25 protein-coding genes and 1 pseudogene are annotated in these 24,443 nt (G+C 65.2%); 16 read left to right on the forward strand and 10 right to left on the reverse strand.

The window, feature by feature from the left end; translation table 11 throughout:
• Positions 1-104 precede the first annotated feature (104 nt).
• The 6 genes from ACFO5X_RS11580 (at position 105) to ACFO5X_RS11605 (ending at position 4,934) form a co-directional block, all read left to right on the forward strand.
• On the forward strand, positions 105-731 hold the full coding sequence (locus ACFO5X_RS11580; protein WP_380717607.1) for a 50S ribosomal protein L25/general stress protein Ctc: 627 nt from the start codon (positions 105-107) through the stop codon (positions 729-731).
• A gap of 113 nt (positions 732-844) precedes the next feature.
• Positions 845-1,525: an aminoacyl-tRNA hydrolase gene (pth, locus tag ACFO5X_RS11585; RefSeq protein ID WP_380717608.1), complete on the forward strand. Its 681-nt coding sequence runs from the start codon at positions 845-847 to the stop codon at positions 1,523-1,525.
• Positions 1,522-2,544, forward strand: a complete 1,023-nt coding sequence (locus ACFO5X_RS11590) for a DUF2332 domain-containing protein (protein WP_380717609.1) — start codon at positions 1,522-1,524, stop codon at positions 2,542-2,544. The genes pth and ACFO5X_RS11590 overlap by 4 nt, the downstream gene beginning before the upstream one ends.
• 69 nt (positions 2,545-2,613) lie before the next feature.
• Positions 2,614-3,783, forward strand: coding sequence for a serine hydrolase domain-containing protein (locus ACFO5X_RS11595; RefSeq protein WP_380717610.1), 1,170 nt, complete (start codon positions 2,614-2,616; stop codon positions 3,781-3,783).
• Between the two features lie 3 nt (positions 3,784-3,786).
• Positions 3,787-4,164 (forward strand): DUF2237 family protein, encoded by a 378-nt coding sequence (locus ACFO5X_RS11600; protein ID WP_380717611.1) that lies wholly within the window; start codon positions 3,787-3,789, stop codon positions 4,162-4,164.
• Positions 4,164-4,934 carry an enoyl-CoA hydratase-related protein gene (locus tag ACFO5X_RS11605; RefSeq protein ID WP_380717612.1) on the forward strand — a complete coding sequence of 257 codons (771 nt, stop codon included), beginning with the start codon at positions 4,164-4,166 and terminating at the stop codon, positions 4,932-4,934. Before ACFO5X_RS11600 ends, ACFO5X_RS11605 begins: the two co-directional genes overlap by 1 nt.
• Before the next feature lie 133 nt (positions 4,935-5,067).
• On the opposite strand, the gene ACFO5X_RS11610 is transcribed toward ACFO5X_RS11605, so the two are convergent.
• The gene (locus tag ACFO5X_RS11610; protein WP_380717613.1) at positions 5,068-5,961 is read right to left on the reverse strand and encodes a hypothetical protein; all 894 of its coding nucleotides are present in this window, start codon (positions 5,959-5,961) and stop codon (positions 5,068-5,070) included.
• Positions 5,962-6,134: 173 nt separating this feature from the next.
• On the opposite strand from ACFO5X_RS11610, the gene ACFO5X_RS11615 reads away from it, so the two are divergent.
• Entirely contained in the window at positions 6,135-6,455 is a 321-nt protein-coding gene (locus ACFO5X_RS11615; RefSeq protein WP_380717614.1) for a heme-degrading protein HmuQ, read from the forward strand.
• A 74-nt stretch (positions 6,456-6,529) separates the two neighbouring features.
• A complete protein-coding gene (locus ACFO5X_RS11620; RefSeq protein ID WP_380717615.1) occupies positions 6,530-7,840 on the forward strand; it encodes a sulfatase-like hydrolase/transferase in 1,311 nt (436 codons plus the stop codon).
• A 55-nt stretch (positions 7,841-7,895) separates the two neighbouring features.
• Here the strand turns inward: ACFO5X_RS11620 and trpB are convergent, their stop codons facing one another.
• From trpB to rpsA, 6 genes and pseudogenes are all read right to left on the reverse strand, one after another.
• Positions 7,896-9,125, reverse strand: coding sequence for a tryptophan synthase subunit beta (trpB, locus tag ACFO5X_RS11625; protein WP_380717616.1), 1,230 nt, complete (start codon positions 9,123-9,125; stop codon positions 7,896-7,898).
• Positions 9,126-9,240: 115 nt separating this feature from the next.
• Positions 9,241-9,693 (reverse strand): GNAT family N-acetyltransferase, encoded by a 453-nt coding sequence (locus tag ACFO5X_RS11630; RefSeq protein WP_380717617.1) that lies wholly within the window; start codon positions 9,691-9,693, stop codon positions 9,241-9,243.
• Position 9,694: 1 nt separating this feature from the next.
• Positions 9,695-10,336, reverse strand: coding sequence for a phosphoribosylanthranilate isomerase (locus ACFO5X_RS11635; RefSeq protein ID WP_380717618.1), 642 nt, complete (start codon positions 10,334-10,336; stop codon positions 9,695-9,697).
• A 12-nt stretch (positions 10,337-10,348) separates the two neighbouring features.
• Positions 10,349-10,699 (reverse strand): lipopolysaccharide assembly protein LapA domain-containing protein, encoded by a 351-nt coding sequence (locus ACFO5X_RS11640; protein WP_380717619.1) that lies wholly within the window; start codon positions 10,697-10,699, stop codon positions 10,349-10,351.
• A 3-nt stretch (positions 10,700-10,702) separates the two neighbouring features.
• Positions 10,703-10,996, reverse strand: a pseudogene (gene ihfB / locus ACFO5X_RS11645) (integration host factor subunit beta); the annotation flags it as partial.
• A gap of 314 nt (positions 10,997-11,310) precedes the next feature.
• On the reverse strand, positions 11,311-13,014 hold the full coding sequence (gene rpsA / locus ACFO5X_RS11650; protein ID WP_380717620.1) for a 30S ribosomal protein S1: 1,704 nt from the start codon (positions 13,012-13,014) through the stop codon (positions 11,311-11,313).
• A gap of 287 nt (positions 13,015-13,301) precedes the next feature.
• Here rpsA and ACFO5X_RS11655 point away from each other — a divergent pair, with 287 nt between their 5' ends.
• Both ACFO5X_RS11655 and ACFO5X_RS11660 read left to right on the forward strand, forming a co-directional pair.
• The gene (locus ACFO5X_RS11655) at positions 13,302-13,685 is read left to right on the forward strand and encodes a DoxX family protein (protein WP_380717621.1); all 384 of its coding nucleotides are present in this window, start codon (positions 13,302-13,304) and stop codon (positions 13,683-13,685) included.
• A gap of 37 nt (positions 13,686-13,722) precedes the next feature.
• A complete protein-coding gene (locus ACFO5X_RS11660) occupies positions 13,723-14,421 on the forward strand; it encodes a ZIP family metal transporter (protein ID WP_380717622.1) in 699 nt (232 codons plus the stop codon).
• Here ACFO5X_RS11660 and ACFO5X_RS11665 read toward each other — a convergent pair.
• From ACFO5X_RS11665 to aroA, 3 genes are read right to left on the reverse strand one after another with little or no spacing between them, the layout of a single operon-like run.
• Positions 14,418-15,029, reverse strand: a complete 612-nt coding sequence (locus ACFO5X_RS11665; RefSeq protein ID WP_380717623.1) for a (d)CMP kinase — start codon at positions 15,027-15,029, stop codon at positions 14,418-14,420. The genes ACFO5X_RS11660 and ACFO5X_RS11665 overlap by 4 nt on opposite strands.
• Before the next feature lie 28 nt (positions 15,030-15,057).
• Entirely contained in the window at positions 15,058-15,558 is a 501-nt protein-coding gene (locus ACFO5X_RS11670; protein WP_380717624.1) for a hypothetical protein, read from the reverse strand.
• Positions 15,555-16,907, reverse strand: coding sequence for a 3-phosphoshikimate 1-carboxyvinyltransferase (gene aroA / locus ACFO5X_RS11675; protein ID WP_380717625.1), 1,353 nt, complete (start codon positions 16,905-16,907; stop codon positions 15,555-15,557). The genes ACFO5X_RS11670 and aroA overlap by 4 nt, the downstream gene beginning before the upstream one ends.
• 114 nt (positions 16,908-17,021) lie before the next feature.
• Between aroA and ACFO5X_RS11680 the strand changes: the two genes are divergently transcribed.
• The 6 genes from ACFO5X_RS11680 (at position 17,022) to boxB (ending at position 24,386) form a co-directional block, all read left to right on the forward strand.
• Complete coding sequence (locus tag ACFO5X_RS11680; protein ID WP_380717626.1) at positions 17,022-18,014, forward strand: MBL fold metallo-hydrolase; 993 nt, start codon at positions 17,022-17,024, stop codon at positions 18,012-18,014.
• 284 nt (positions 18,015-18,298) lie between these two features.
• Positions 18,299-19,834, forward strand: a complete 1,536-nt coding sequence (locus ACFO5X_RS11685) for a benzoate-CoA ligase family protein (RefSeq protein WP_380717627.1) — start codon at positions 18,299-18,301, stop codon at positions 19,832-19,834.
• Positions 19,835-19,836: 2 nt separating this feature from the next.
• Complete coding sequence (locus tag ACFO5X_RS11690) at positions 19,837-20,655, forward strand: alpha/beta fold hydrolase (RefSeq protein ID WP_380717628.1); 819 nt, start codon at positions 19,837-19,839, stop codon at positions 20,653-20,655.
• Positions 20,642-21,076: a DUF309 domain-containing protein gene (locus ACFO5X_RS11695; RefSeq protein WP_380717629.1), complete on the forward strand. Its 435-nt coding sequence runs from the start codon at positions 20,642-20,644 to the stop codon at positions 21,074-21,076. Before ACFO5X_RS11690 ends, ACFO5X_RS11695 begins: the two co-directional genes overlap by 14 nt.
• 114 nt (positions 21,077-21,190) lie before the next feature.
• Positions 21,191-22,849, forward strand: a complete 1,659-nt coding sequence (gene boxC, locus ACFO5X_RS11700; RefSeq protein WP_380717630.1) for a 2,3-epoxybenzoyl-CoA dihydrolase — start codon at positions 21,191-21,193, stop codon at positions 22,847-22,849.
• A gap of 85 nt (positions 22,850-22,934) precedes the next feature.
• Entirely contained in the window at positions 22,935-24,386 is a 1,452-nt protein-coding gene (boxB, locus tag ACFO5X_RS11705; RefSeq protein WP_380717631.1) for a benzoyl-CoA 2,3-epoxidase subunit BoxB, read from the forward strand.
• Positions 24,387-24,443 lie beyond the last annotated feature (57 nt).

The raw sequence follows: 24,443 nt of genomic DNA on the forward strand, positions 1-24,443 counted from the left end.
GCAAGGGAAAGCTCTTTCCAAGCAGGCGCATCTGGTCTATAGGCGCGGCTTCACGCGGGGACTACAGCCTTGGAGGAGCCCCGCCCTTATATTGGAGAATCAACATGGCTGGAGAGATCCCTGATCTCATCGCCCTGGAACGGACGGGGACAGGCAAGGGCGCCGCTCGTCAGGCACGCCGCGAAGGCATGGTTCCGGGTGTCGTTTTTGGTGGCGAGAAAGAACCGCTGGCAATCAACGTTCCCTTCAACGCGCTGCTCAAGCGCCTGAAGGCGGGTCACTTCAAGTCGACCCTGTGGAACCTCAAGGTCGAGGGCCACGAGGATGTCCGCGTGATCTGCCGCGACGTTCAGCGCGATGTCGTGAAGGACCTGCCGACGCACGTCGATTTCATGCGTCTGCGCCGCACCTCGAAGATCAACCTGCGCATCCCGGTCGAAGTGGCTGGCGAAGAAGAATGCCCCGGCCTGCGCAAGGGCGGCACGCTGACCATGGTCCGCGCCGAGGTCGAACTGCTGGTGACGGCGGGTGACATTCCCGACCACGTGACCATCGACATCTCGAACGCACAGATCGGTGACGTGATCCACATCTCGGACGTCCAACTGCCGGAAGGCGTCAAGCCGACCATCTCGCGCGACTTCGTGATCGCCAATATCTCGGCGCCGTCGGGCCTGCGCTCGGCCGGGGGCGAGGATGACGGTGAGGAAGACGCCGAAACCGAGGAATAATCCCGGTTCGGACGAGGTATACGGCGGGGCCCTTCGGGGCCCCGTTTCGTTTCGGGCGACTGGAAATCCGGACGGATTCCGGGCATGACAGGCCGACCACGGAGGGAGCCTGCATGAAGCTGATCGTCGGCCTTGGCAATCCGGGCGCGAAATACGCCCGCAACCGGCACAATATCGGGTTCATGGCGGTGGACCGGATCGCTGGCGACCATGGCTTTACGCCCTGGAAATTGCGGTTTCAGGGGCAGATTGCCGAGGGTCGGCTGGGCAGCGAAAAGGTCATGCTGCTCAAGCCCGAGACCTTCATGAACCTGTCGGGACAGTCGGTGGGTGAGGCGATGCGGTTCTACCGGCTGGAGCCGGCGGATGTGATTGTTATCCACGACGAGATCGACCTGGCGCCGTCCAAGCTGCGCGTCAAGTCGGGCGGCGGCCATGCCGGGCACAACGGGCTTCGGTCGATCCATGCGCATATCGGCGAGGGCTATGACCGGGTGCGTCTGGGTGTCGGCCACCCGGGCCGCAAGGAGGCGGTGCCCGGGTATGTGCTGCACGATTTCCCGAAGGCCGACGATGACTGGCTGGACGACCTGCTGCGCGGGATCTCGGATGGGGCGGCGTATCTCGCCGGTGGCGATAGCGCGCGTTTCATGAACGCCGTCGCGCTGCGGGTGGCGCCGACGCGCCCGTCGACCGGGACGAAGCCAGAGGCAAAGCCGCAACCCGCACCCGAGGCAGAACCCGAGGTGGATACGCGGACGCCGCTGGAAAAGCTGCTGGGGCGGTTCAAATGAGGCTGGCCGAGTCCTTCGCGCGGCAGTCGCGCGCCTGCGCCGAGCTGGGGTCGCCGTTCATGGGGCGGCTGATGGCGTTGCTGGGCGCGCATTGGCCCGATACGGCCTTCGGGCGCGCGATTGCAGACTGGCCCGGCGATCTGGGACCGTCTGCCGTTTCGATGCCGCTGCGGGTGGCCGGCGGGCTGCATGCGCTGGTGCTGGGCGGAGATGCGGCGCTGGCGGCGGTCTATCCGCCGAATGACGTTGGCGACGAGGCCTTGCTGGTGGCGGTACTGGACGCGATGGAGCGGCACTCGGACACGCTGTTGCGCTGGGTCGAAAGCGCGCCGCAGACCAACGAGGTGCGCCGCAGCGCGGTGATCGTGCCGGCGGCGCATTGGCTGGCGGCGCGCTATCCGTTGCCTTTCATGACGTCGGAGCTTGGCGCCAGTGCGGGGCTGAACCTGAACTGGGACCGGTTCGCGGTGCAGGCAGGGGCAAGCCGCCTTGGCCCCTCGGATCCCGCGCTGACGCTGACGCCCGACTGGAGCGGCCCGGCCCCCGCGCCGGCATCGGTGACGGTGGCCGACCGGGCCGGGGTGGACCTGAACCCGCTGGACCTGGCCGATCCGGCGCAAGCGCGGCGGCTGTTCGCCTATCTCTGGCCCGACCAGCCGCACCGCATGGCACTGACCCGCGCGGCGATGTCGGTGCAGGAGACTCCGGTGTTCCGAGGGGATGCCATCGACTGGCTGGGGCCCAGGCTTGCCGCGCAGCCCGAGGGCGTGCTGCATCTGATCTATCATACGATTGCCTGGCAGTATTTCCCGGCCGAGAAACAGGCCGAGGGCCGGGCCCTGATCGAGGCCGCCGGAGCCAGCGCCACCGCCAACCGGCCGCTGGCCTGGCTGGGGATGGAGGCGGACAAGTCGCCCGATGGTGCTGCCGTGACCCTGCGGCTGTGGCCGGGAGATCAGCGCATCGAGCTGGGCCGGGCGGACTTCCACGGGCGCTGGGTGCGCTGGAACGAAGCCTAGCCGGCGCAATTCGTCATTGCCGCCCGACCTTGCCCCCGCATAGGTTCGGGCCAAGGGACAGGGGGCGACATGCGCACTTTCGGAAAATGGCTGGGCCGCGGGCTGGTCGCGCTGATATTGGCGGCGGTCGTCATCGGGGTCTGGAAGCGCGAGGACCTCATGCGCCTCTGGGCGGTAAATTCGCTGTTTTCGGAATCGCGCATCGTCGGAAACTTTTCCCATATGGATCGAGCATTTCTGACCACGCCGGTTAAACGTGGTGCGCTGCCCGAATCCGAGTTGCCGAAGGGGCCGGACGCAGAGCTGCCGGCGGGCGTCGACCAGTGGATTCGCGACCGTTCCGTGACCTCGCTTCTGGTGATGAAGAACGGGAAGATCGTGCACGAGAGTTATCATCTTGGCACCACGGCGCAGGATCGCCGGATTTCCTGGTCGCTTGCGAAGAGCTATCTTTCGGCCCTTTTCGGCACGCTTGTGGCCGATGGGACCATCGCCTCGCTGGACGAGCCCGTGACCACATATGCGCCAAGCCTGAAGGGATCTGCATATGACGGCGCGACCATCCGCAACGTTCTGAACATGGCGAGCGGGGTGACCTTCGACGAGGACTATCTGGACTATAATTCCGACATCAACCGGATGGGACGGGTCGTCGCGCTGGGCGGGCGGCTGGATGATTTTGCGGCGGGTCTGACGGAGCGGTTCACTGCGCCGGGCACGCAATGGCAATATGTCTCGATCGACACCCATGTGATCGGGATGGTGATCCGGGGCGCCACCGGGCGGTCGGTTCCGGACCTGCTGTCGGAACGGATCATGGCACCCTTGGGGATGGAGCAGGAGGCCTATTACATCACCGACGGCGCCGGCGTCGCCTTTGTGCTGGGCGGTCTCAACATCACGACGCGGGACTACGCCCGCTTTGCGCTGATGATCCAGCAGGACGGGAGGTACAACGGCGCGCAGGTGGTGCCGAAGGCGTGGATCGAGGACTCGACCGCCGCTTCGGCGCCAACCGCACCGGGCCAGATCGGATACGGATACCAGTGGTGGATCCCTGCCGGTGGACCCCCGGGCGAGGTGCTGGGCCGTGGCATCTATGGGCAGTATCTGTATATTGATCGCGTGAAGGGCGTCGTCATCGTGGTGACCGCCGCCGACCGCGGGTTTCGCAACCCGGGTGTGAACGACGCCAATATCGCGATGATGCGCGCCATCGCGCAGGGGATCGAGGAATAGGTCATGGAACCCGACGAGTCTGTGAACGTGCTGGGCCTGCCGCTGACGCCCTGTTCGACCAAGCCGCTGACCGGCTTCTTTCGCGATGGCCATTGCAATACCTGTGCGGCCGATCAGGGCAGCCATACCGTCTGTGTCGTCATGACCGCGGAGTTCCTCGCCTTCTCGAAATACGTCGGCAACGATCTGTCCACGCCGCGCCCCGAGTTCCGTTTCGCCGGGCTGAAGGCCGGCGATCGGTGGTGCCTGTGTGCCGGGAGGTTCCTGCAGGCGGCGGACGAAGGGTGCGCGCCGCAGGTGAGCCTTGGGTCCACCCATCGCCGGGCGCTGGAAATCGTGCCGCTGGACGTGCTGAAAGAGCACGCCATCGATCTGGTGTGATGACGATGTCGGCGCTGATCGAGACCGCACAGGAAGGCCAGGTGCAGGTTCTGACGCTGGGCAATGGCGTGGCGCATCCGCTGTCGCTGGCGATGATTGCCGCGCTGCATGAGGCCATCGACGCCGCCGCAGCGGATGCGGGGACGAACGTGATCGTCCTGCACGGGCCGGGCAAGATCTTCTGTGCCGGGCACGACCTCAAGGAAATTGCCCGGCATCGGAGCGAGCCGGACCACGGCCGGGCCTACCTGGAAGAGCTGTTCACCGCCTGTGGCCAGATGATGATGGCCATCACGATGTCGCCAAAGCCGGTGATCGCAATCTGCGAGGGCATCGCCACGGCCGGCGGGCTGCAACTGCTTGCGTCGTGCGATCTGGCCTATGCGTCGCCGGGCGCGACCTTCTGCCTGCCGGGTGTCGTCAACGGCGGTTTCTGCACCACCCCGGCGGTGGCGGTCAGCCGCGCGGTGGGGCGAAAGCAGGTGATGGAACTGGCGCTGTCGGGCACCCCGGTCAATGCCGACTGGGCGCTGTCGGCCGGGTTGATCAACCGCATCCTGCCCGAGAACGAGCTGATGCCCTTCGTGATGGACTTTGCGAAGACGCTTGCGAGCCGTCATCAGAAGGCTGTCGGGGATGGCAAACAGGCGCTCTATCGCCAGCTCGATATGCCGCTGGCCGAGGCCTATGACCACGCGACTGGGGTGATGATCGGCCATTTCATGGATTCCGAGCGCATCGCGCGTGACCTAGAGAAATGGGCGCGGTGACGGTGCGGCACCGGCCCCGGGTGGCGATGGGCTGACGCCCTGCGCCCTGCGGGCGCAAAAGCCGCGCGGGGCGCGGCTGCCTCCGGCGGAGGTATTTGGAAACCAGAGAAGGCGGCGATTCTGCAGGGCCGCCCTAGCGGGACTTTTCCGGCAGATAAGCGCAGTCGATCTGGCTGGTGCGCGGGAAGGTGAGCCCTTCGAGCACGGCGGTCGGGCCGCAGTAGGCGGCCTTGCAGCCCCGCTCGGCATCGCCGAGGCGCAGGCCCTGGTCCGAGGTGATCAGGATCTCGAGCCGGCAGTCGCCGCCCGACTTGGCGTTGGAATGGACCCAGCCATCGCCGGTCCAGACAGCCGCGCCCTGCGCCTTGCAGGTGTGGCCGGCGGGTTGGGCGCTTTCGAGGTCGAAGACGGCGCCACCGTCTTGGGCAACGCTGAGGCGCAGCACGTCAAGGCCTGACCGATAGCAGTAGTCGGCGGCACCGGCGGTATAGGCCGGGCCTGCGACGGGCTCGCCCTTTTTTGCGGCCTTCGCCTTGCGGTCGGCCTCGGCCGCGCCGCGCGCGTCGCAGGCGAGGTCGGAGACGCGCCAGCCGTCGCCCGAGATGTCGTCGATGCGCCAGAAGCCGCCCTGGTCGGCGAAGTGATAGGCGATCCGGGTCAACTGGCCGAAGTTCGAGAAGGAGGCGGTCACGATCCGGCGGCCGCGCCGTTCCTCGGAGGTTACGGTCAGGGTGCGGTCGATCTCGCGCGCGTCGAAATCCTGGGCGCCGACTTCCAGTCCGAAGTCGATGCAGCCCATTTGCCCGATCGAGGCATAGCTGTCTTCGGCCGCGTAATAGTCTACCATGCGGCCCGAGAAATATTGCTCCCGCCGCTCGGGTGCCGATAGGTAGGCCAGCCCCTTGTCGGTGCCGAGGCCGGTCAGTGAGCGGTAGATCCAGCGCACCATGTCTTCCGGTCCGCTTTGCGCATGCAGGGGGCCGGCGAGGCACAGCGCCAGCACCATCGCCAGAAATCGCGTTGCCATGTTGATCCTCCGGCCTGCCGCGGGGGAAGTCTACGCCACCGCGCCTTGCGATCAAAGCGGCATCCGCCGGGGCGCCGCGCCGCATTGACCCCGGGCGGCGTCGGATGGTAGCCGGACGGCATCCACGCCAGCGCAGACGCGGCCAGCCGGGTTCTCCAACAAAGTGAGGTGTCATGAGCTTTATCGCTATGAACCGGTTCAAGGTCCTGCCCGGGAAGGAAGAGCTGTTCGAATCCATCTGGAAATCGCGTGAATCGCATCTGAAGGAGGTGCCGGGCTTTCGCGAATTCCGCCTGTTGAAAGGGCCGACGGGAGAGGGCTATCGCCTGTATTCCAGCCACGTGATCTGGGACAGCGCCGAGGCCTTCGAGGCCTGGACCAAGTCCGAGGCGTTCCGGGCCGCGCACAGGGATGCCGGCACCAGCAGCACCAAGGACGCGCTTGCCGGACCGCCGCAGTTCGAAGGGTTCGAGACCGTCCTGCACGAGGTCTGACGCGCCGCCGCATTGCGTCTTGCCGGGAGGCTGGTAGTCTTCCGGCGAGGCTGTCCAGCGCGCGGGATTTCGGAATGGCGAAACGGCAGAAGAACGTCCTGCTTGTCAGTTTCGACGACGCCTTTTCGTTCTGGCACTACAAGACGATCTTCGGCGCCGCGCTGAAGACGCCGAACCTGGACCGGATCTGCGCCAGTTCGACCGCGTTTCACGCGGCCTATTGCCAGTCGCCCCTGTGCGGCCCGTCGCGGGCGAGCTTCATGTCCGGCCGCACGCCACATCAGACGCAGGTTTTCGGCAACAAGACTTCGGTCTTTGAAACGGTCGCGCCGGAAGAGATGTGGTCGTATCGGCTGAAGGCGAACGGATACTTCTGTTCGTCGGGAGGCAAGGTGCACCACGGCTTCAAGCCGCTGGATCCGCCGGTTCACGAGGTGCTGTATTCGGATCACCGCAAGGGGTTTCGCATCGACGTCACGCTGCGTGAGAGCATCGCGCAGAGCCGCAGCGGCGGGAGTGGCGGCGGGGTTTCCACGACCGATCCGAAGGACGACGGTTACTACCACGACGCACAGGCGGCGGCGTCATTCGTGGAGTTCATCGAAGGGTATGACGGTGACGCGCCATTCTATCGGGAGGTCGGGTTCTACAGCCCGCACAGCCCCTTCATCACCCCGCATCGGTTCAAGGAGATGTATCGCCTGAACGATTTCCACATGCCGGAAAGCTGGAAGAAGGGGTTTCAGAACTGCGCCTATTCCGAGGCCACGGTGCGCAAGAACTTCGGGCTGGACAACCTGCGCAAGTGGAAGAAGAGCGTGCGGAACTACTTTTCGGCGGTCAGTCACGGCGACCATCATCTGGGCACCGTCTGGGACGCGCTGAAGGCCTCGCCGCATGCGGAGAATACGATGGTGGTGATCCTGACCGACCACGGCCATCATCTGGGAGAGCGTCATCGCTTTGGCAAGTCGACGCTGTGGGAGCAGTCGGCGCTGGTGCCCTTCATAATCCATGATCCCGCCCGGCCCGAGGCGCGGGTGGTTTCGGACCCCGTGGCGCTGCTGGACGTCGGGCCGACGATCCTTGACTGTCTGGATTTGCCCCCGCTTGAGCAGACGGCGGGTCGGTCGCTGCGGCAGGTCGTGGAAGGCGGGCCGGCGGATCCGGAGCGGGCGGTGCCGACCTTCAACCCGATCGGGTCGGCGATCCGCAAGGGGCCTTACCGATTCATCCGGTATCAGGACGGAAGCACCGAGCTGTATGACATCGCGGCCGACTGGTGGCAGCAGGAGCTTCTGGGCCCGTCGCATCCTGCCCATGACGCGATGGCGGCGGCGCACCGGGCCTGTTGCGAGGCCTATTACGCGCCTGCCTATGCCTGAGTAAAAAAGGCGGCCGCTGAGGGCCGCCTTTCCAAAGATGCCGAACCGGTCGCAGTCAGGACATGTCGAAGCCGAGGTGCTTGGCGACGGTGAAGATGTCCTTGTCGCCCCGGCCGCACATGTTCATCACGATGATGTGGTCCTTGGGCAGGTCGGGCGCGATCTTCATCACGTGGGCCAGAGCGTGCGAGGGTTCGAGCGCGGGAATGATGCCTTCGAGGGCGCAGCAGAGCTTGAAGGCCTCCAGCGCCTCGGCGTCGGTGATCGAAACATATTCGGCGCGGCCCACGTCGTGCAGCCACGAATGCTCGGGCCCGATGCCGGGATAGTCGAGCCCGGCGGAGATCGAGAAGCCTTCGAGGATCTGGCCGTCATCGTCCTGCAGCAGGTAGGTCCGGTTGCCATGCAGCACGCCGGGCCGTCCGCCGGTGAGTGAGGCGCAGTGCTCCATCCGCGAGTCGACGCCCTTGCCGCCGGCCTCGACGCCGATGATCCTGACCGAGGCGTCGTCGAGGAAGGGGAAGAACAGCCCCATCGCGTTTGACCCGCCGCCGATCGCGGCGACCACGGTGTCGGGCAGTCGGCCTTCACCCTCGGCTTCGGCCAGCTGCCAGCGCACTTCCTTGCCGATGATCGACTGGAAGTCACGCACCATCGCCGGATAAGGATGCGGGCCGGCCACGGTCCCGATGCAGTAGAAGGTGTCGCGCACGTTGGTCACCCAGTCGCGCAGCGCGTCGTTCATGGCGTCCTTGAGCGTGCCGCGGCCCGAGGTCACCGGCACCACCTCGGCGCCCAGCAGGCGCATCCGGAAGACGTTGGGTTTCTGCCGCTCGACGTCATGCGCGCCCATGTAGACCACGCATTTCAGGCCGAACTTGGCGCAGACGGTCGCAGTGGCGACGCCGTGCTGGCCCGCGCCGGTTTCGGCGATGATGCGGGTCTTGCCCATGCGGCGGGCAAGGATGATCTGGCCCAGCACGTTGTTGATCTTGTGCGCGCCGGTGTGGTTCAGCTCGTCACGTTTCATATAGACCTTGGCGCCGCCCAGGTGCTCGGTCAGCCGTTCGGCGTGGTAGAGCGGCGAGGGGCGGCCGACGTAATGGGTCCAGAGGTCGTCCATCTCGTCCCAGAAGGACTGGTCGGTCTTGGCCTTCTCGTATTCCTTCTCGAGCCGGAGGATGAGCGGCATCAGCGTCTCGGACACGAAGCGTCCGCCGAACATGCCGAAACGGCCGTTCTCGTCGGGGCCGGTCTTGTAGGAATTGATCAGATCGTCGGGCATGGCCTGGCTCCCCTTGTGCGAATGCGCATTCCTAGCGCCCCGGACGAAGCGCGTAAACCACCGGAGGCGCGTGTTTGCACAAACTCTGCCGGGCGATCATGGGTGTTCGGCGGGTTTAGCCGAGCGGTTTCTTGAAACCGGTGTGGCTGGGCGCGAAACCGAGACGTTCGTAGAAGCGGCGGGCGTCGCTGCGGCTGGCGTTGCTGGTCAGCTGGATGAGCGTGCAACCGGCGGCGCGGGCGCGGGTTTCGGCATCGGCCATCAGGCGGGCGCCGATGCCGCGGCTGCGCAGGGCGGCGGCGACGCGGACGCTTTCCACCAGGGCGCGGCGGGCCGCCTTGAGCGAGAGGCCGGAGATGAAGGTGATCTGATAGGTGGCGATGATTTCGCCCGCCATCTCGCCCACGATAAGCTGGTTGGCGCTCTCGGCCTGCATCGCCGCGAAGGCGACAAGGTAGGGGGCCATGTCGGTGCCTTCGCGACCCGCGCCCAGCACGTCATCGGCGAGCAGGGCGACGACCTCGGGCACGTCGGCGGCGGTGGCGGTGCGGAAATGGATGTCGGCCATGTCAGGCGCCTTTCGCGGCGGCAGCGAAGGCGGCGATGAGGCCGGCATCCTTGACCCCGGGCGCGCTTTCGATGCCCGACGAGACGTCCACCTGCCGGGCGCCCGTGAGGCGGATCGCCTCGGCGACGTTCGCGGGGGTCAGACCGCCTGCCAGCATCCACGGCACGGGCCAGCGCCGCCCGGCGATGAGCCGCCAGTCGAAGGCGAGGCCGTTGCCACCGGGCAGATCGGCCCCCTTTGGCGGCTTGGCATCCACCAGCAGCTGGTCGGCGACCTTGCCGTAAGTATCCAGCGCTTCGAGATCGGTCGCGTCGGAGACGCCGACTGCCTTCATGATGGGCAGGCCATGACGGGACCGCAGGGCGCTGACCCGCTCGGGTGACTCGTGCCCGTGCAACTGGAGCATGTCGAGCGGGACGGTATTGACGATGGCATCAAGCGTGGTGTCATCGGCATCGACGGTCAGTGCAACCTTTGCGATGCCGGGCGGCACCGACAGGGCGAGCGCGCGGGCGGTGTCGAGGGAGACGCAGCGCGGGGATTTGGGGAAGAAGACAAAGCCGACATAGGCCGCCTCTGCCGCGATCGCGGCAGAGATATCCTCGGGCCTCGAGAGGCCGCAGAACTTGACCCTGACGTTCATCCCTGCCGGCGCTCAGACCGCCTCGTCGAGGATGGCGAGGATTTCGTCCTTGCCCTCGGCCTGCTTGCCTTTCAGCCGGGTGACCTCGCGCTCGAGCTTGTTCACTTCGCGCGCCTTCACGCTGGCCACGCGGCGGTGCTTGTGTTCGCGCAGCCATTCCCAGATGAAGCCGATGATCAGGCCGACCGCGACGCCGCCCAGCACCACGACGAACAGCGGTAGCGAAACCACCTGATTGTATCCGATAAGCTCCGACACAGCCTCTGGCACCAGTCGCAACTCGACCAGCCCCCGGTTGGCGAGCGATACCGAGATAAGCAGGACGGCCAGAATGGCCAGAATGGCGTAGCGGATGTAGCGCATGAGTTACTTTCCGTTCAGGCGGTCACGCAGCAGTTTGCCGGTCTTGAAGAAGGGGACGTGTTTTTCCTCGACCTCAACCGTTTCGCCCGTTCTCGGGTTCCGGCCGGTTCTGGCATCGCGCTGCTTGACCGAGAAGGCGCCAAATCCGCGCAGCTCGACCCGGTCGCCCCGCGCCATCGCGTCGGTGACTTCCTCGAAGACCGTATTCACGATTCGCTCCACATCGCGTTGGTAGAGATGGGGGTTTTCGTCGGCAATTTTCTGGATCAGTTCAGACCGGATCATGCGTTTGCCCCTCCCAAGGCGGCGGTGTTTGGCAGTCTTTTATTCCGCTGACTATATTCCTTTCGCGGCCGTTTGGAACTGGAAGCATCGGATTATGAACAGGATTTTCCACCAATCCGCACAGCTGACCAGTTGAACCGCCTCTGTCGTGACCTGTTTCGAGCGGCAAGGCGGGTCGGGCGACCTATGGACCGGTGCATTCGATAATTGTCGCGCTCCCTTGATTCGCAACCAGCGGGAGAGGCGTCGAGTGTGGGCAGCAGCCACGAAAAAGCCCCGCAGCCGGATGGGCCGCGGGGCTGCAACGCCGGGAAGGCGTCTGTGTCTTAGCGGTCGCCCTTGAGCGCCGCGCCGAGGATGTCGCCCAGCGACGCGCCCGAATCGGACGAGCCATACTGTTCGACTGCTTCCTTCTCTTCCGCGATCTCGCGGGCCTTGATCGACAGGCCCAGGCGGCGGGTCTTGCTGTCCACGTTGGTCACGCGCACATCGACCTTGTCGCCTTTCGAGAAGCGCTCGGGGCGCTGTTCGGAGCGGTCACGCGACAGGTCGGAGCGGCGGATGAAGGACTTCATGCCCTCATATTCCACTTCGATGCCGCCGTCCTCGATCGCCGTCACGGTGACGGTGATGATCGAGCCGCGCTTCACGCCGCCAACCGCTTCGGCGAACTTGTCGCCGCCGAGGTTCTTGATCGAGAGCGAGATGCGTTCCTTGTCGATGTCGACTTCGGAAACGACTGCCTTGACCATGTCGCCCTTGCGGTAGTTCTGGATGGCGTCTTCGCCACGCTCGTCCCACGACAGGTCGCTGAGGTGAACCATGCCGTCGATGTCGCCCGGCAGGCCGATGAACAGACCGAATTCGGTGATGTTCTTGACCTCGCCCTCGACCTCGGTGCCCTCGGGGTGAGTCTCGGCGAAGACTTCCCACGGGTTGCGCATGGTCTGCTTGAGGCCCAGCGAAACGCGGCGCTTGGCGCCGTCGATTTCCAGAACCATGACGTCGACTTCCTGGCTGGTCGAAACGATCTTGCCGGGGTGGACGTTCTTCTTGGTCCAGGACATTTCCGAGACGTGCACCAGGCCCTCGACCCCCGGCTCCAGCTCCACGAAGGCGCCGTAATCGGTGATGTTGGTGACGCGGCCCTGGTGGACCGAACCCAGCGGATACTTGGCGCCGACCAGATCCCACGGATCTTCCTGAAGCTGCTTCATGCCCAGGCTGATGCGGTGGGTTTCCTTGTTGATCTTGATGACCTGGACCTTCACGGTCTCGCCGATCTGCAGGATCTCGGACGGGTGGTTGACGCGGCGCCAGGCCATGTCGGTGACGTGCAGCAGGCCGTCGACGCCGCCGAGGTCAACGAAGGCACCGTATTCGGTGATGTTCTTGACCACGCCGTCGACCGTCTGGCCTTCGGTCAGGTTGCCGATCACTTCGGCGCGCTGTTCGGCGCGCGATTCTTCGAGGATCGCGCGGCGCGAGACAACGATGTTGCCACGGCGGCGGTCCATCTTGAGAACCTGGAACGGCTGCTTGAGACCCATCAGCGGGCCGGCGTCGCGCACGGGGCGGACATCAACCTGCGAACCGGGAAGGAAGGCCACTGCGCCGCCGAGGTCGACGGTGAAGCCGCCCTTGACGCGGCCGAAGATGGCGCCTTCGACGCGTTCTTCGTTGGCGTAGGCCTTCTCGAGGCGATCCCAGGCTTCTTCGCGGCGGGCCATCTCACGGCTGATGACAGCCTCGCCCCGCGCGTTCTCGACCTGGCGAAGATAGACTTCGACCTCGTCGCCGGGCTTGATGTTCGGCTGTTCGCCGGGATTTGCGAATTCTTTCAGATCGACGCGGCCTTCCATCTTGTAGCCGACGTCGATGATGGCTTGTCCCGCTTCGATGGCGATGACCTTGCCTTTGACGACGCTCCCTTCCTGGGGCGTGTCCATTTCGAAGCTTTCGTTAAGGAGGGCTTCGAATTCCTCCATCGCGTTGTTCGGTGCCATGTGGCTCTGGTTTTCCTTTTTCATCGGTTTTCTGGCCAAGCGGTTGTCTCCGCCGGTCTTGGGTTGGTCTGACGGTCCGCAAAACGAATAAGGGCCGGTGGTATTCCGACCCTGCCTGTTTTTCGGACTGCGGCGTTTTCGCCTTTACGACGCGCGGGCTATAGCCTGCGCGGGCGGTTCTGGCAACCCCCGGGGCCTCGCGGGATCCTATATGGCGCGCGGTCATTTTCCCAGTTGTAATCGCTCGTCACTTGACTTCCCTGGACCATAGTCGAAAGTTGATATCAACTTAAATGCGCATGGGAGCCGCCATGTCCGAACCCTTCATGACCCGCCTCGGCTGGGGCCTTTGCGTCCTTTTCGGTCTGTTCATGTTCGGTGCATCGGTCGCGCCCAAGTTCCTGACAGACGTGGGACAGCAGACGATGGCCGGTCTCGGCTGGCCCGACGCCCCGGTTCTGCTCATCGGCGCACTGGAACTTGTCTGCAGCGTGCTCTTCCTGATCCCCCGAACCGGTGTTTTCGGAGCGACGCTGATGATGGCGATCTTCGGCGGGGCGATGGTGGCGCAGATGCTTGCGGGTAGTCCCCTGGTCAGCCACACGCTGTTCCCGGTCTGGCTTGGCATAGTGATGTGGGTCGGTCTGTGGCTGCGCGATCCGGCGGTGCGGCGCGTCTGGCCCATCCGCCGCTGACCGCGGAACCGAACGGACGGGCAGTCCGTTCAAAGGCATGGTTGTCGTCCTGGTCATCATCATCACCTCGGCTGCGCTGATTTTCGGCGCCATTTGGGGCAGTTACCTGAAATTGCCGAAAAACGTCGAAGGCTTCATCGTCGCGATGGCCGGGGGTGCGCTGATCGTTTCGGTGATGGACGAGCTGATCCGCCCGGCGCTGACCGATCTCCCCCTTTATGGCGTGATCGGAACGGTTCTTGGCGGTGCAATCGTGTTTACCGGTCTGGACGCCTGGGTCGGTGACCGGTTCGGTGATCACGGTGGGTTGGGTCTGCTGCTCGCGGTGACACTGGACGGGGTTCCGGAAAACCTTGCGCTGGGCAGCGCCCTGATCGGCACCGGCGCCCTGGGCGTCGCGGCTCTCGCGGGTTCGATCTTTCTGTCGAACCTCCCGGAAGCCGCCGGCGGCGCCCGCAAGATGATCGACCAAGGCAAATCAAAAGCCACCGCGCTGTGGATGTGGACGGGGGTGGCGCTGCTGCTGTCTGCGGCGGCGCTTGGGGGATACTACGCGCTGGAGTCCGCTCCGGAGGGCTGGATCGCCGTGATCCGGTGCTTTGCCGCCGGGGCAGTTCTCGCCTCGCTCGCCACCGAGGTGTTCCCGACCGCGTTCCGGGATGATGCGAAGTGGACAGGAATTGCCGTGGCTGTGGGTCTGAGCCTTGCGCTTGCGTTGTCGCAGCTGGGCGATTAGCGGCGCATCCGCGTTTCAACGAATCGGATCGCCGCGGCAAGCGCCGCCTCGATTCCGAGGTCGCTGGTGTCGAGGGTTTCGGCGTCCTCTGCAGGTTTCAACGGTGCCGCCGCACGGGTGATGTCGCGCTCATCGCGTGCGCGCACGTCTTCGAGAACATCCGCGAGCGAGGCATCCGGATCGCTGACGCGCAGTTCGAGCCAGCGGCGTTCTGCGCGCACTTCGGGGCTGGCGGTGACAAACAGCTTGGCCTCGGCCTCGGGGCAGATCACCGTCCCGATGTCGCGTCCGTCGAGAACCGCGCCGCCGTCACGCCTCGCGAAGGCGCGCTGGAAATCAACGAGGGCGGCGCGCACCTCGGGAATGGCGGCGACCTTGCTGGCCGCCTCTGCCACGTCGGCGGTGCGCAGGTTGATGGCTGCAAGATCGTCGGCAGTGAGGGCCTGTGCCGCCTCGATGGCATCGGCGCCGAGCAGCACCTTGGCACCGACCGCGCGATAGAGCAGCCCGGTATCGAGGTACGCAAAACCAAAATGTTTGGCGAGCGCCTTGGACAGCGTGCCCTTGCCCGCCGCCGCCGGACCGTCGATTGCCACCGTGAAAGCCAATTCGCGCCTCCTTGCCGTTCCGTGCTTTCTAGCCGCGACTGCGGGTGGGCGACAGCCGGTTTTGCCACAAGGCCCAGAGAAGTGTGGCCAGACAGGCGCCGAAGAGGACGAATTTGACCAGCGTGGACAGATAGGCCGAGCTGGTGTGCTGGATCGGTAGCACAACAGGTTCGGACAGGGCCTGAAGGATCAGACGGTTCTCATTGAGGTCGGCCAGGGCATAAGCGGCGGCCAGCATCAGCGGCCACCGGCGCGGCCAGAAGAGGAGTGCGAAGAAGGCAACGAAGCAGGCGATGTAGGCGGGGTCCAGGTAGAGCAGGATGGCCCGATAGGTGGCGAGCACGTCAGGGCCGAGGGTCTGGGCAAGGGCGGCAACATCCGCGTTCGAATAGCCCGAGAAATTCGATTGCGGCAACGGAATGGTGCCGGCCTCGGGGCGGACATGCCATTCCAGCACGACCCACATCAGACCGAAGAGCAGCGCCGCGGCCTGTCCCGCCCAGGCGGTCAGGCGGCGGCGCGGGATCACGGCGCGCTCCGTTCCACCTGTGCCCCGAGCTGCGCCATCAGGGGTTCGAAGATCGGGAAGGAGGTGGCGATCGGCGCGCCGTCATCGACGCTGATAGCGGTGCGGGCGGCCATGCCCGCCACGAGGAAGGACATGGCGATGCGGTGGTCGAGATGGCTGGCGCAGGTAGCGCCGCCGGTGACCGAGCCGGGGCCGTTGCCGGTGACGGACCACCAGTCCTCGCCCTCGTCCACCTCGACGCCGCAGGCGCGCAGGCCAACCGCCATCGCGTCGATCCGGTCGCTTTCCTTCACTCGCAGCTCCTTGACGCCGCGCATCATCGTGACGCCGGTCGCATTGGCGGCGACGACCGAGAGCACGGGGTATTCGTCGATCATGCTGGCGGCGCGTTCGGGGGGAACCTCGATGCCCTTCATGTCGGGCGAAAATCGGGCGCGCAGGTCGGCGACGGGTTCGCCGCCTTCGGTGCGCTCGTTCTCGTAGGTCAGGTCGGCGCCCATTTCGCGGAGCGTGGTGAAGAGGCCGGCGCGGGTGGGGTTCAGGCCGATGCCCGGCACCAGCACATCCGAGCCCGGCACGATCAGCGCGGCGCAGACCGGAAAGGCGGCGCTTGAAGGGTCGCGCGGCACCACAATGGTCTGCGGCGTCAGTTCGGGCTGGCCGGTCAAGGTGATGACGCGGCCATCGTCGGTTTCCTCCACCGAGATCGTCGCGCCGAAACCGGCCAGCATCCGTTCGGTATGATCGCGGGTCGCTTCCTTCTCGACCACCACGGTCTGGCCCGGGGCGTTGAGACCGGCGAGCAGAACCGCCGATTTCACCTGGGCCGAAGGCATCGGGACGGTATAGCGCACGGGCACCGGATCGGCGGCGCCGACGATTGTCATCGGCAGGCGGCCGCCCTTGCGACCGTAGGACTGCGCGCCGAACAGCGAGAGCGGGTCGGTCACGCGGGCCATCGGTCGCTTGTTCAGGCTGGCGTCGCCGGTGAAGGTGGCGGTGATCGGCGAGGTGGCCATCGCACCCATGATGAGGCGCACGCCGGTGCCGGAATTGCCACAGTCGATCACGTTGCCGGGTTCGGCGAAGCCACCGACGCCGACTCCAAAGACGCTCCAGCTGCCGGGACCGTGCTGGGTGACCTCGGCGCCGAAGGCGCGCATGGCTTTGGCAGTGTCGATCACGTCCTCGCCTTCCAACAATCCGGTGATCTTCGTTTCACCCACCGCCATCGCGCCGAGGATCAGGGAGCGGTGCGAGATGGACTTGTCGCCGGGCACCTCGGCGGTGCCGGACAGCGGGCCACAGGGGGCAGAGGTCATCGGGATCGGAGCGCCGTGGCCAGACATGAGGAGGCTTTCTGCTGTTTGCCCGGCGGTTTAGCGCGAAGGACGTGCGTCGTCCATGTTGGAAACGGAGCGGCGCGTGCCTATCCTTGAGTCGAGCGGACAGGCGGGGAACGGATGGCGCGCAGGAATCCCTACTACTCTGGCCCGGTTTCGGATCATTTCGACGGCCAGGTGTTTCACAATCCGGGCGGCCACCGCCTGAACGGGTTCCGCGAGTTGCTGCGCTGGCAGTTCGGGAGCGAGACGCGGGCGCGCTGGCCGAAGTCGGCGGTGAGCGCGCATCACGGGGCGCGCCCTGCGGCACGGGTAGACGACCTGCGGGTGACGATGGTGGGTCATGCGACGCTGCTGATTCAGACGGCGGGGGTGAATATCCTGACCGATCCGCACTGGTCGGATCGCGCGTCGCCCGTGCAATTCGCGGGACCGAAGCGGGTGACGGCGCCGGGGATCGCCTTTGACGACCTGCCGGAGATCGATCTGATCCTGCTGTCGCACAATCATTACGATCATCTGGATGGCCTGACTCTGCGCCGGCTGCACGCCGTTCATGCGCCGCGGGTGATCACGCCGCTGGGCAACGATACCCTGCTCCGCCGGCTGGTGCCTGGCATCGAGGTCACCGCGCATGACTGGGGCGAGGCGGTGGAGGCGGGGCCGCTGACGGTGCATCTGGACCCCTGCCACCACTGGTCGGCGCGGGGCACGCGGGACCGGGCGATGGCGCTCTGGGCGTCGTTCACGATTGACGGTCCGGCGGGGCGGGTGCTGTTCATCGGCGATACCGGCTTCGATGGCGGGCGGCCCTATGACGTGGTGCGCCGGCATGGCGACCTGCGCCTCGCCATCTTGCCCGTAGGGGCCTACGAGCCGCGCTGGTTCATGTCGCCGCAGCACCAGAATCCGGCGGAGGCGATGGAGGGGTTCCTGCGCTGCGGGGCCGAAGCGGCAATCGGGCATCATTGGGGGACCTTTCAGCTGACCAACGAGGCGCGGGAGGCGCCGGTGGAGGCATTGGCCGAGGCGCTGGCGGCGCGGGGGGTGGCTGCTGAACGGTTCAGGGCGTTGGCGGCGGGGGAAGTCTGGGAGCCTGGCGGGACGCCTTGAGCCCCGATTTCTGCAATGTCCCAGCTAGGACGGGGGGTCATATTATTGATTTCATGAGTGTTATCGCTAACAATCTTTGAGATCGGGGTTTGGGACAGGTGATGGTTTCGGGGCGGTTTTCTGGCAGGGTGGACCAGGTCAAAAGAGCGGATCGCAGGATGCCGAGTTATGCAGTATATTGCCAACTTTGGCATTATGTTGCACAATTAGGCGGAGGAGAGACACGATTCCTGCCGTCGCCTTATAAGGAAATGCGGAATCACCAGGTGAGGGAGCCCAGTCACATGGCCGAAAACGCCAATGCAGCCATCTATTTCGTCGATCGTCACGTCGCGGAAGGCCGCTCGGGGAAGACCGCCTTTCGTGAGGCGGATGGGGCGCAGCGAAGCCTGAGCTATGGCGAACTGGCCGAGCAGACCAGCCGCTTTGCCGGCGCACTGATCCGCCACGGGGTGCGGCGCGAGGAGCGGATCGCGATGATCGTGCGCGATCAGATCGAATTTCCGGTGATCTTCTGGGGCGCGCTCAAGGCTGGTGCCATCCCGGTGCCGCTGAACACGCTTCTGTCCGCGCAGGTCTATGAGGATGTTCTGAGGGATTCGCGCGCCTCGATCCTGGTGGTCTCGGAACAGCTGTGGGAGACGGTGCGGCCTGCGATACAGGGCAACCGCTTTCTGCGCGCTGTGGTGGTGATCGGCGCGGCGCCGGAGGGCACCGAGAGTTTTGACGACTTCATGCGCGGCGCCGAACCGGAAGACGCGGTCGAGGCGCATGAGGACGAAATGGCGTTCTGGCTGTATTCCTCGGGTTCGACGGGCACGCCCAAGGGTGTGCGGCATGTCCATTCCTCGCTGAAGGCCACGGCGGATACCTTCGGGCGGCAGGTGCTGGGCATCCGCGAGGATGACACGATGTTCTCGGTCGCCAAGATGTTCTTTGCCTACGGGCTGGGCAACGCGATGACCTTTCCGATGTCGGTCGGCGCCACGACGGTGATCTTCGGCGGTCGGCCGACGCCGGAGGCAGTGTTCGACATCATGGCGCGCGAGCGGCCGACGCTGTTCTGCGGGGTGCCGACGCTTTATGCGGCGCTGGTCGCCGAACAGGGACGCCGCGGTATGCCGGATCATTGCATCCGCCTGTGCACCTCGGCGGGCGAGGCCCTGCCGCGCGAGATCGGCGAGCGGTTCGAGACGCTGTGGGGCGCCGAGATCGTCGACGGGGTCGGATCGACCGAGATGCTGCATATCTTCCTGTCGAACCGGCCGGGTGACTGCGTCTATGGCACCTCGGGCGTGGCGGTGCCGGGATACGAGGTGCGGCTGGTGGACGAGCATGACGAGGACGTGGGCGAGGGCGAGATCGGCGAGTTGCTGGTGCGCGGACCGTCGAGCGCCGACGGGTATTGGAACCGCCGGCACAAGTCGCGCTCGACCTTCGAGGGCCACTGGACGCGCACCGGTGACAAATACGAGCGCACGCCGGAGGGGCGGATGGTCTACTGTGGCCGGACCGACGACATGTTCAAGGTCTCGGGGATCTGGGTCTCTCCCTTCGAGGTGGAGCAGGCGCTGATCGATCATCCGGCGGTGCTGGAAGCGGCGGTGGTCCCGTGGATGGACGAGCAGCATCTGGAGAAGCCCAAGGCCTATGTTGTGTTGCAGAGCGGCAAGACAACGGATGACGCGGGCGATCTGAAGGACTTCGTGAAGGATAAGATCGGCATGTGGAAATATCCCCGCTGGGTGGAGTTCGTGGACGAGTTGCCAAAGACGGCGACGGGCAAGATCCAGCGGTTCAAGCTGCGACAGGAGGTGTGATCATGGAGTGGACGGCAACCCCGAAGGCACGGCTGGAGATTGACGGCAAACGGCTGGAATATGCCTGCCATGGCCCCGCACCGGACAAGGCCCCAACCATCGTGATGCTGCATGAGGGGCTGGGCTGTGTCGCGCTGTGGCGGGATTTTCCGAAGAAGGTGGCCGAGGCGACGGGGATGGGCGTTTTTGTCTATTCGCGCGCGGGATACGGGCAGTCGGACCCGGTGGACCTGCCGCGCTCGCTGGACTTTATGACGCATGAGGCGACGCAGGTCCTGCCCAAGGTGCTGGACGCCATCGGGGCGCAGAAGGTCATCCTGTTCGGCCATTCCGACGGCGCGACCATCGCGGCGATCCATGCGGGCAGCGTCGAGGATTTCCGGGTGCGCGGCCTGATTGTCATGGCGCCGCATTTCTTCACCGAGCCGATGGGGCTGAAGGCGATTGCCGAGGCGAAGGCGGCCTATGAGAGCGGTGAGCTGAAAGAGAAACTGGCCCGCTATCACCGCGATGTGGACGTTGCGTTTCATGGCTGGAACGGCGTCTGGCTGGACCCGGATTTCAAGGCGTGGAACGTGGCGGACGTGATCGACTATATCCGCGTGCCGATCCTGGCGATCCAGGGGCGGGACGATCAGTATGGCACGCTGGCGCAGGTGCAGGAGATCGAAGGGCGGAGTTACGCGCCGGTCGACATGGTGGTGATCGACGGCTGCAAGCACGCGCCGCATCTGGAGGCGGGTGATCGGGTTCTGGCGGAAGTCGCCGAATACTGCGCCCGGCTGGAACGGATCGAGGCGGCCGAGGTTGAAACGGCCTGACATCCCCCTGCCGACTCACCGCTATGTGCCGGGGCGCTCGCCGCGCCATGCGGAGGGGGCGTTCGAGGCGTTTCACGCCTCGGTGGGCGCGGGGCCGCTGGCCGAGACGCTAGCCTGGCGCGCGGGGTGGCATTTCATCGAGCAGGGCTTTTTCTGGGAAGCGCATGAGGTGCTGGAGCCGGTGTGGATGACCCTGCCGCCGAACGCGCCGGAACGGAGGTTCGTGCAGGCGGTGATTCAGGTGGCGAATGCGGCGTTGAAGCTGGAGATGGGGCGGCCGCGCGCGGCGCTGCGGCTGTGCGGGATCGCCGAGGGGTTGATGGCGGAGAGCGCGGGGCCGTCAGCCATCCTGGGATTGGACCGGGTTCGCGTCGAGCGCTACGTCAGGAGTCTCCGGGAGCGGGCGGAATTTGCAATATAGTGCATAAATTCGAGAAACTTGGCGAGAAACTGCACTATCATGCATATTCCAGCTTTACGAGACATCGGAAATCGCAGTAAAGTGCATCCAACACACCGATTTGGGGAGCGACTCATGTCCAAGGTCATCGACTTTCAAACCGACCCGTCGAAATACCGCCACTGGCGCGTCGAATACGATGGAGAGGTCGCCAACCTGTTCATGGATGTGGACGAGGATGGCGGGCTGTTCGACGGCTATCAGCTGAAGCTCAACTCGTACGACCTGGGCGTCGATATCGAGCTGGCGGACGTTGTTCAGCGGATGCGGTTCGAGCACCCCGAGGTGAAGGTCGTGGTGATGCGGTCGGGCAAGGACAAGGTGTTCTGCGCCGGGGCGAACATCCGGATGCTGGGCGGGGCGAGCCACGCGCATAAGGTCAACTTCTGCAAGTTCACCAACGAGACGCGGAATACCTTCGAGGCGGCGGAGGCGGATTCGGGCCAGAAATACATCGCCGCCGTGAAGGGCGCCTGCGCCGGGGGCGGGTATGAGCTGGCGCTGGCCTGCAACTATATCATGCTGACGAACGACGCGACCTCTTCGGTTGCGCTGCCCGAGGTGCCGCTGCTGGCGGTGCTGCCGGGCACCGGCGGGCTGACCCGCGTGACCGACAAGCGCAAGGTGCGGCGCGATAGGGCGGATGTGTTCTGCTCGATCGAGGAAGGCATCAAGGGCGAGCGGGCGAAGGACTGGAATCTGGTGGACGAGGTTGTCGCCAACTCGGCCTTCGACGAGACGGTGGCGAAGCGGGCGAAGGAGTTCGCGGAGGCGTCGGAGAAGGCGTCGGGGCTGAAAGGCATCGAGCTGAAGCCGATCTCGCGCAAGTTCACCGACGACGGCGTGACCTATTCGCTGGTCGAGGTGACGCTGGACCGGGACGCGGGCAAGGCGACGATCCTTGTCAAAGGCCCGGATGCGGATGCGCCCGCCGACATGGACGCTGTGGTGGCCGAGGGGTGCGAGACCTACATGCTGCGGCTGGCGCGCGAGCTGGACGACGCCATCCTGCATCTTCGGCTGAACGAGCGGCAGGTGGGGCTGGTGGTCTTCACCACCCAGGGGGATGGCGAACAGGTAGCGGCGCATGAGGCGCTGCTGCGCGACAATGCCGATCACTGGCTGGCCAACGAGATCCTGCAGTACTGGAAGCGCGTGCTGAAGCGGATCGACCTGACCTCGCGCAGCATGGTCGCGCTGGTCGAGCACGGGTCGTGCTATGCGGGGATGCTGGCCGAGATCCTCTGGGCGGTCGACCGCAGCTACATGATGCTGGACGCCTTCGAGGGCGACAACCGCCCGATGGCGGCGATTACCCTGACCGAAGGCAACTTCGGGCAATACCCGATGAGCAACGGGCTGACGCGGCTGGAGACGCGGTTCCTTGGCGCGCCGGAGCAGATCGACACGCTGAAGGACCATATCGGCGAAGGCATCGAGGCCGACGAGGCGGACGAGCTGGGGCTGGTCACCTACATCCTCGACGACATCGACTGGGAAGACGAAGTGCGCATCTTCATGGAGGAGCGCGCATCCTTCTCGCCCGACGCGATGACCGGCATGGAGGCGAACCTGCGCTTTGCCGGCCCCGAGACGATGGAAACCCGCATCTTCGGCCGCCTGACCGCCTGGCAGAACTGGATTTTCCAGCGCCCGAACGCGGTGGGCAAGGATGGCGCGCTGCAGCGGTATGGCACCGGCGTGCGCGGCGAATACAACATGGAACGCGTGTGAACCAAAGGACGGTGCGTGCAGAGCACGCACCCTACCGCAAACCCGTAGGGTGCGTGCTTGCCACGCACCGATCCAGGAGAAGAAAATGCTCGATCTCATCAACGTCAGCTACGACACCCAGATTCCCAACAACGTCGGCCTGAGCCAGGACAAGAAGGTGCTGAAGGCGCTGGAGAAATGGCACCCCGGTTATATCAACTGGTGGAACGACCTGATCCCGCAGAACTTCCAGGAGTCGATGGTCTATCTGCGCACCGCCGTCAGCGTGGACCCAAAAGGCTGGGCCAAGTTCGACTATGTGAAGATGCCGGAATACCGCTGGGGCGTCCTGCTGGCGCCGCAGGTTGAAGACCGGCGCATTCCGATGGGCGAGCACAAGGGTGAGCTGGCCTGGCAGGAAGTCCCCGGCGAATACCGCAACATGCTGAAGCGCCTGATCGTGATCCAGGGCGATACCGAGCCGGGATCGGTGGAACAGCAGAAGTTCCTCGGCCTGACCGCGCCCTCGCTTTATGACATGCGCAACCTGTTCCAGGTGAACGTCGAGGAAGGCCGCCACCTGTGGGCGATGGTCTACCTGCTGCAGAAATACTTCGGCCGCGACGGCCGGGAAGAGGCGGACGACCTGCTGCGCCGCTCCTCGGGCAGCGACGAGGCGCCCCGGATGCTCGGCGCCTTCAACGAGGAAACGCCGGACTGGCTGTCGTTCTTCATGTTCACCTATTTCACCGACCGCGACGGCAAGATGCAGCTGGAATCGCTGGCACAGTCCGGGTTCGATCCGCTGTCGCGCACCTGCCGCTTCATGCTGACCGAGGAAGCGCACCACATGTTCGTGGGCGAGACCGGCGTGGGCCGGGTGATCCAGGCGACGGTCGAGGCGATGAACAAGGCCGGGATCAGCGACCCCTATGACATCAACAAGATCCGCGACCTGGGCGTGATCGACCTGCCGACGATCCAGAAGAAGCTGAACCTGCACTATACGCTCAGCCTCGACCTGTTCGGACAGGAGATTTCGACCAATGCGGCCAATGCCTTCAACTCGGGCATCAAGGGCCGCTATATGGAAGCGCGGATCGACGACGATCACCAGCTGAAGGACGCGACCTATCAGGTGAAGACCGTCAAGGACGGCAAGATCATCACCGAGGACGCGCCGGCGCTGACCGCGATCAACATGCGCCTGCGCGACGATTATGTCCGCGATGCGGCCGGCGGCGTGGGCCGCTGGAACAAGATCATCGAGAAAGCCGGAATCGAGTTCGAGCTGATGCTGCCGCACGAAGGCTTCCACCGCCAGATCGGCGTGTTCAGCAGTGTGGCGGTCGATCCGAAGGGCAATATCATCTCGGCCGATGACTGGGAAAAGCGCCGCGGCGAGTGGCTGCCGACCAAGGCCGATGGCGATTTCATCCAGTCGCTGATGGTGCCCTGCTATGAGCCGGGCAAATACGCCAGCTGGATCGCGCCGCCGAAGGTCGGCATCGACAACAAGCCGGGCGATTTCGAATACGTCCGCCTGCATATGGCCTGAGTCGGGAAGCTGCGGTCCGGGGCCAGCGCTCCGGAACGTGTTTCGCCCCGCGCGGGG

Origin of the sequence: Seohaeicola nanhaiensis, assembly GCF_042654245.1 — a bacterium.
GTDB classification, from domain to species: Bacteria; Pseudomonadota; Alphaproteobacteria; order Rhodobacterales; family Rhodobacteraceae; genus Seohaeicola_A; species Seohaeicola_A nanhaiensis.

Coding starts and splice junctions, on each gene's coding strand:
- ACFO5X_RS11580 (WP_380717607.1), top strand. CDS start 105: ATGGCTGGAGAGATCCCTGATCTCATCGCCCTGGAACGGACGGGGACA.
- ACFO5X_RS11680 (WP_380717626.1), top strand. CDS start 17,022: ATGGCGCGCAGGAATCCCTACTACTCTGGCCCGGTTTCGGATCATTTC.
- ACFO5X_RS11615 (WP_380717614.1), top strand. CDS start 6,135: ATGAGCTTTATCGCTATGAACCGGTTCAAGGTCCTGCCCGGGAAGGAA.
- ACFO5X_RS11620 (WP_380717615.1), top strand. CDS start 6,530: ATGGCGAAACGGCAGAAGAACGTCCTGCTTGTCAGTTTCGACGACGCC.
- ACFO5X_RS11690 (WP_380717628.1), top strand. CDS start 19,837: ATGGAGTGGACGGCAACCCCGAAGGCACGGCTGGAGATTGACGGCAAA.
- ACFO5X_RS11660 (WP_380717622.1), top strand. CDS start 13,723: ATGGTTGTCGTCCTGGTCATCATCATCACCTCGGCTGCGCTGATTTTC.
- ACFO5X_RS11600 (WP_380717611.1), top strand. CDS start 3,787: ATGGAACCCGACGAGTCTGTGAACGTGCTGGGCCTGCCGCTGACGCCC.
- ACFO5X_RS11595 (WP_380717610.1), top strand. CDS start 2,614: ATGCGCACTTTCGGAAAATGGCTGGGCCGCGGGCTGGTCGCGCTGATA.
- boxB (WP_380717631.1), top strand. CDS start 22,935: ATGCTCGATCTCATCAACGTCAGCTACGACACCCAGATTCCCAACAAC.
- ACFO5X_RS11605 (WP_380717612.1), top strand. CDS start 4,164: ATGACGATGTCGGCGCTGATCGAGACCGCACAGGAAGGCCAGGTGCAG.
- aroA (WP_380717625.1), bottom strand. CDS start 16,907: ATGTCTGGCCACGGCGCTCCGATCCCGATGACCTCTGCCCCCTGTGGC.
- ACFO5X_RS11630 (WP_380717617.1), bottom strand. CDS start 9,693: ATGGCCGACATCCATTTCCGCACCGCCACCGCCGCCGACGTGCCCGAG.
- ACFO5X_RS11610 (WP_380717613.1), bottom strand. CDS start 5,961: ATGGCAACGCGATTTCTGGCGATGGTGCTGGCGCTGTGCCTCGCCGGC.
- rpsA (WP_380717620.1), bottom strand. CDS start 13,014: ATGAAAAAGGAAAACCAGAGCCACATGGCACCGAACAACGCGATGGAG.
- ACFO5X_RS11685 (WP_380717627.1), top strand. CDS start 18,299: ATGGCCGAAAACGCCAATGCAGCCATCTATTTCGTCGATCGTCACGTC.
- ACFO5X_RS11635 (WP_380717618.1), bottom strand. CDS start 10,336: ATGAACGTCAGGGTCAAGTTCTGCGGCCTCTCGAGGCCCGAGGATATC.
- ACFO5X_RS11590 (WP_380717609.1), top strand. CDS start 1,522: ATGAGGCTGGCCGAGTCCTTCGCGCGGCAGTCGCGCGCCTGCGCCGAG.
- trpB (WP_380717616.1), bottom strand. CDS start 9,125: ATGCCCGACGATCTGATCAATTCCTACAAGACCGGCCCCGACGAGAAC.
- ACFO5X_RS11640 (WP_380717619.1), bottom strand. CDS start 10,699: ATGCGCTACATCCGCTACGCCATTCTGGCCATTCTGGCCGTCCTGCTT.
- ACFO5X_RS11655 (WP_380717621.1), top strand. CDS start 13,302: ATGTCCGAACCCTTCATGACCCGCCTCGGCTGGGGCCTTTGCGTCCTT.
- boxC (WP_380717630.1), top strand. CDS start 21,191: ATGTCCAAGGTCATCGACTTTCAAACCGACCCGTCGAAATACCGCCAC.
- pth (WP_380717608.1), top strand. CDS start 845: ATGAAGCTGATCGTCGGCCTTGGCAATCCGGGCGCGAAATACGCCCGC.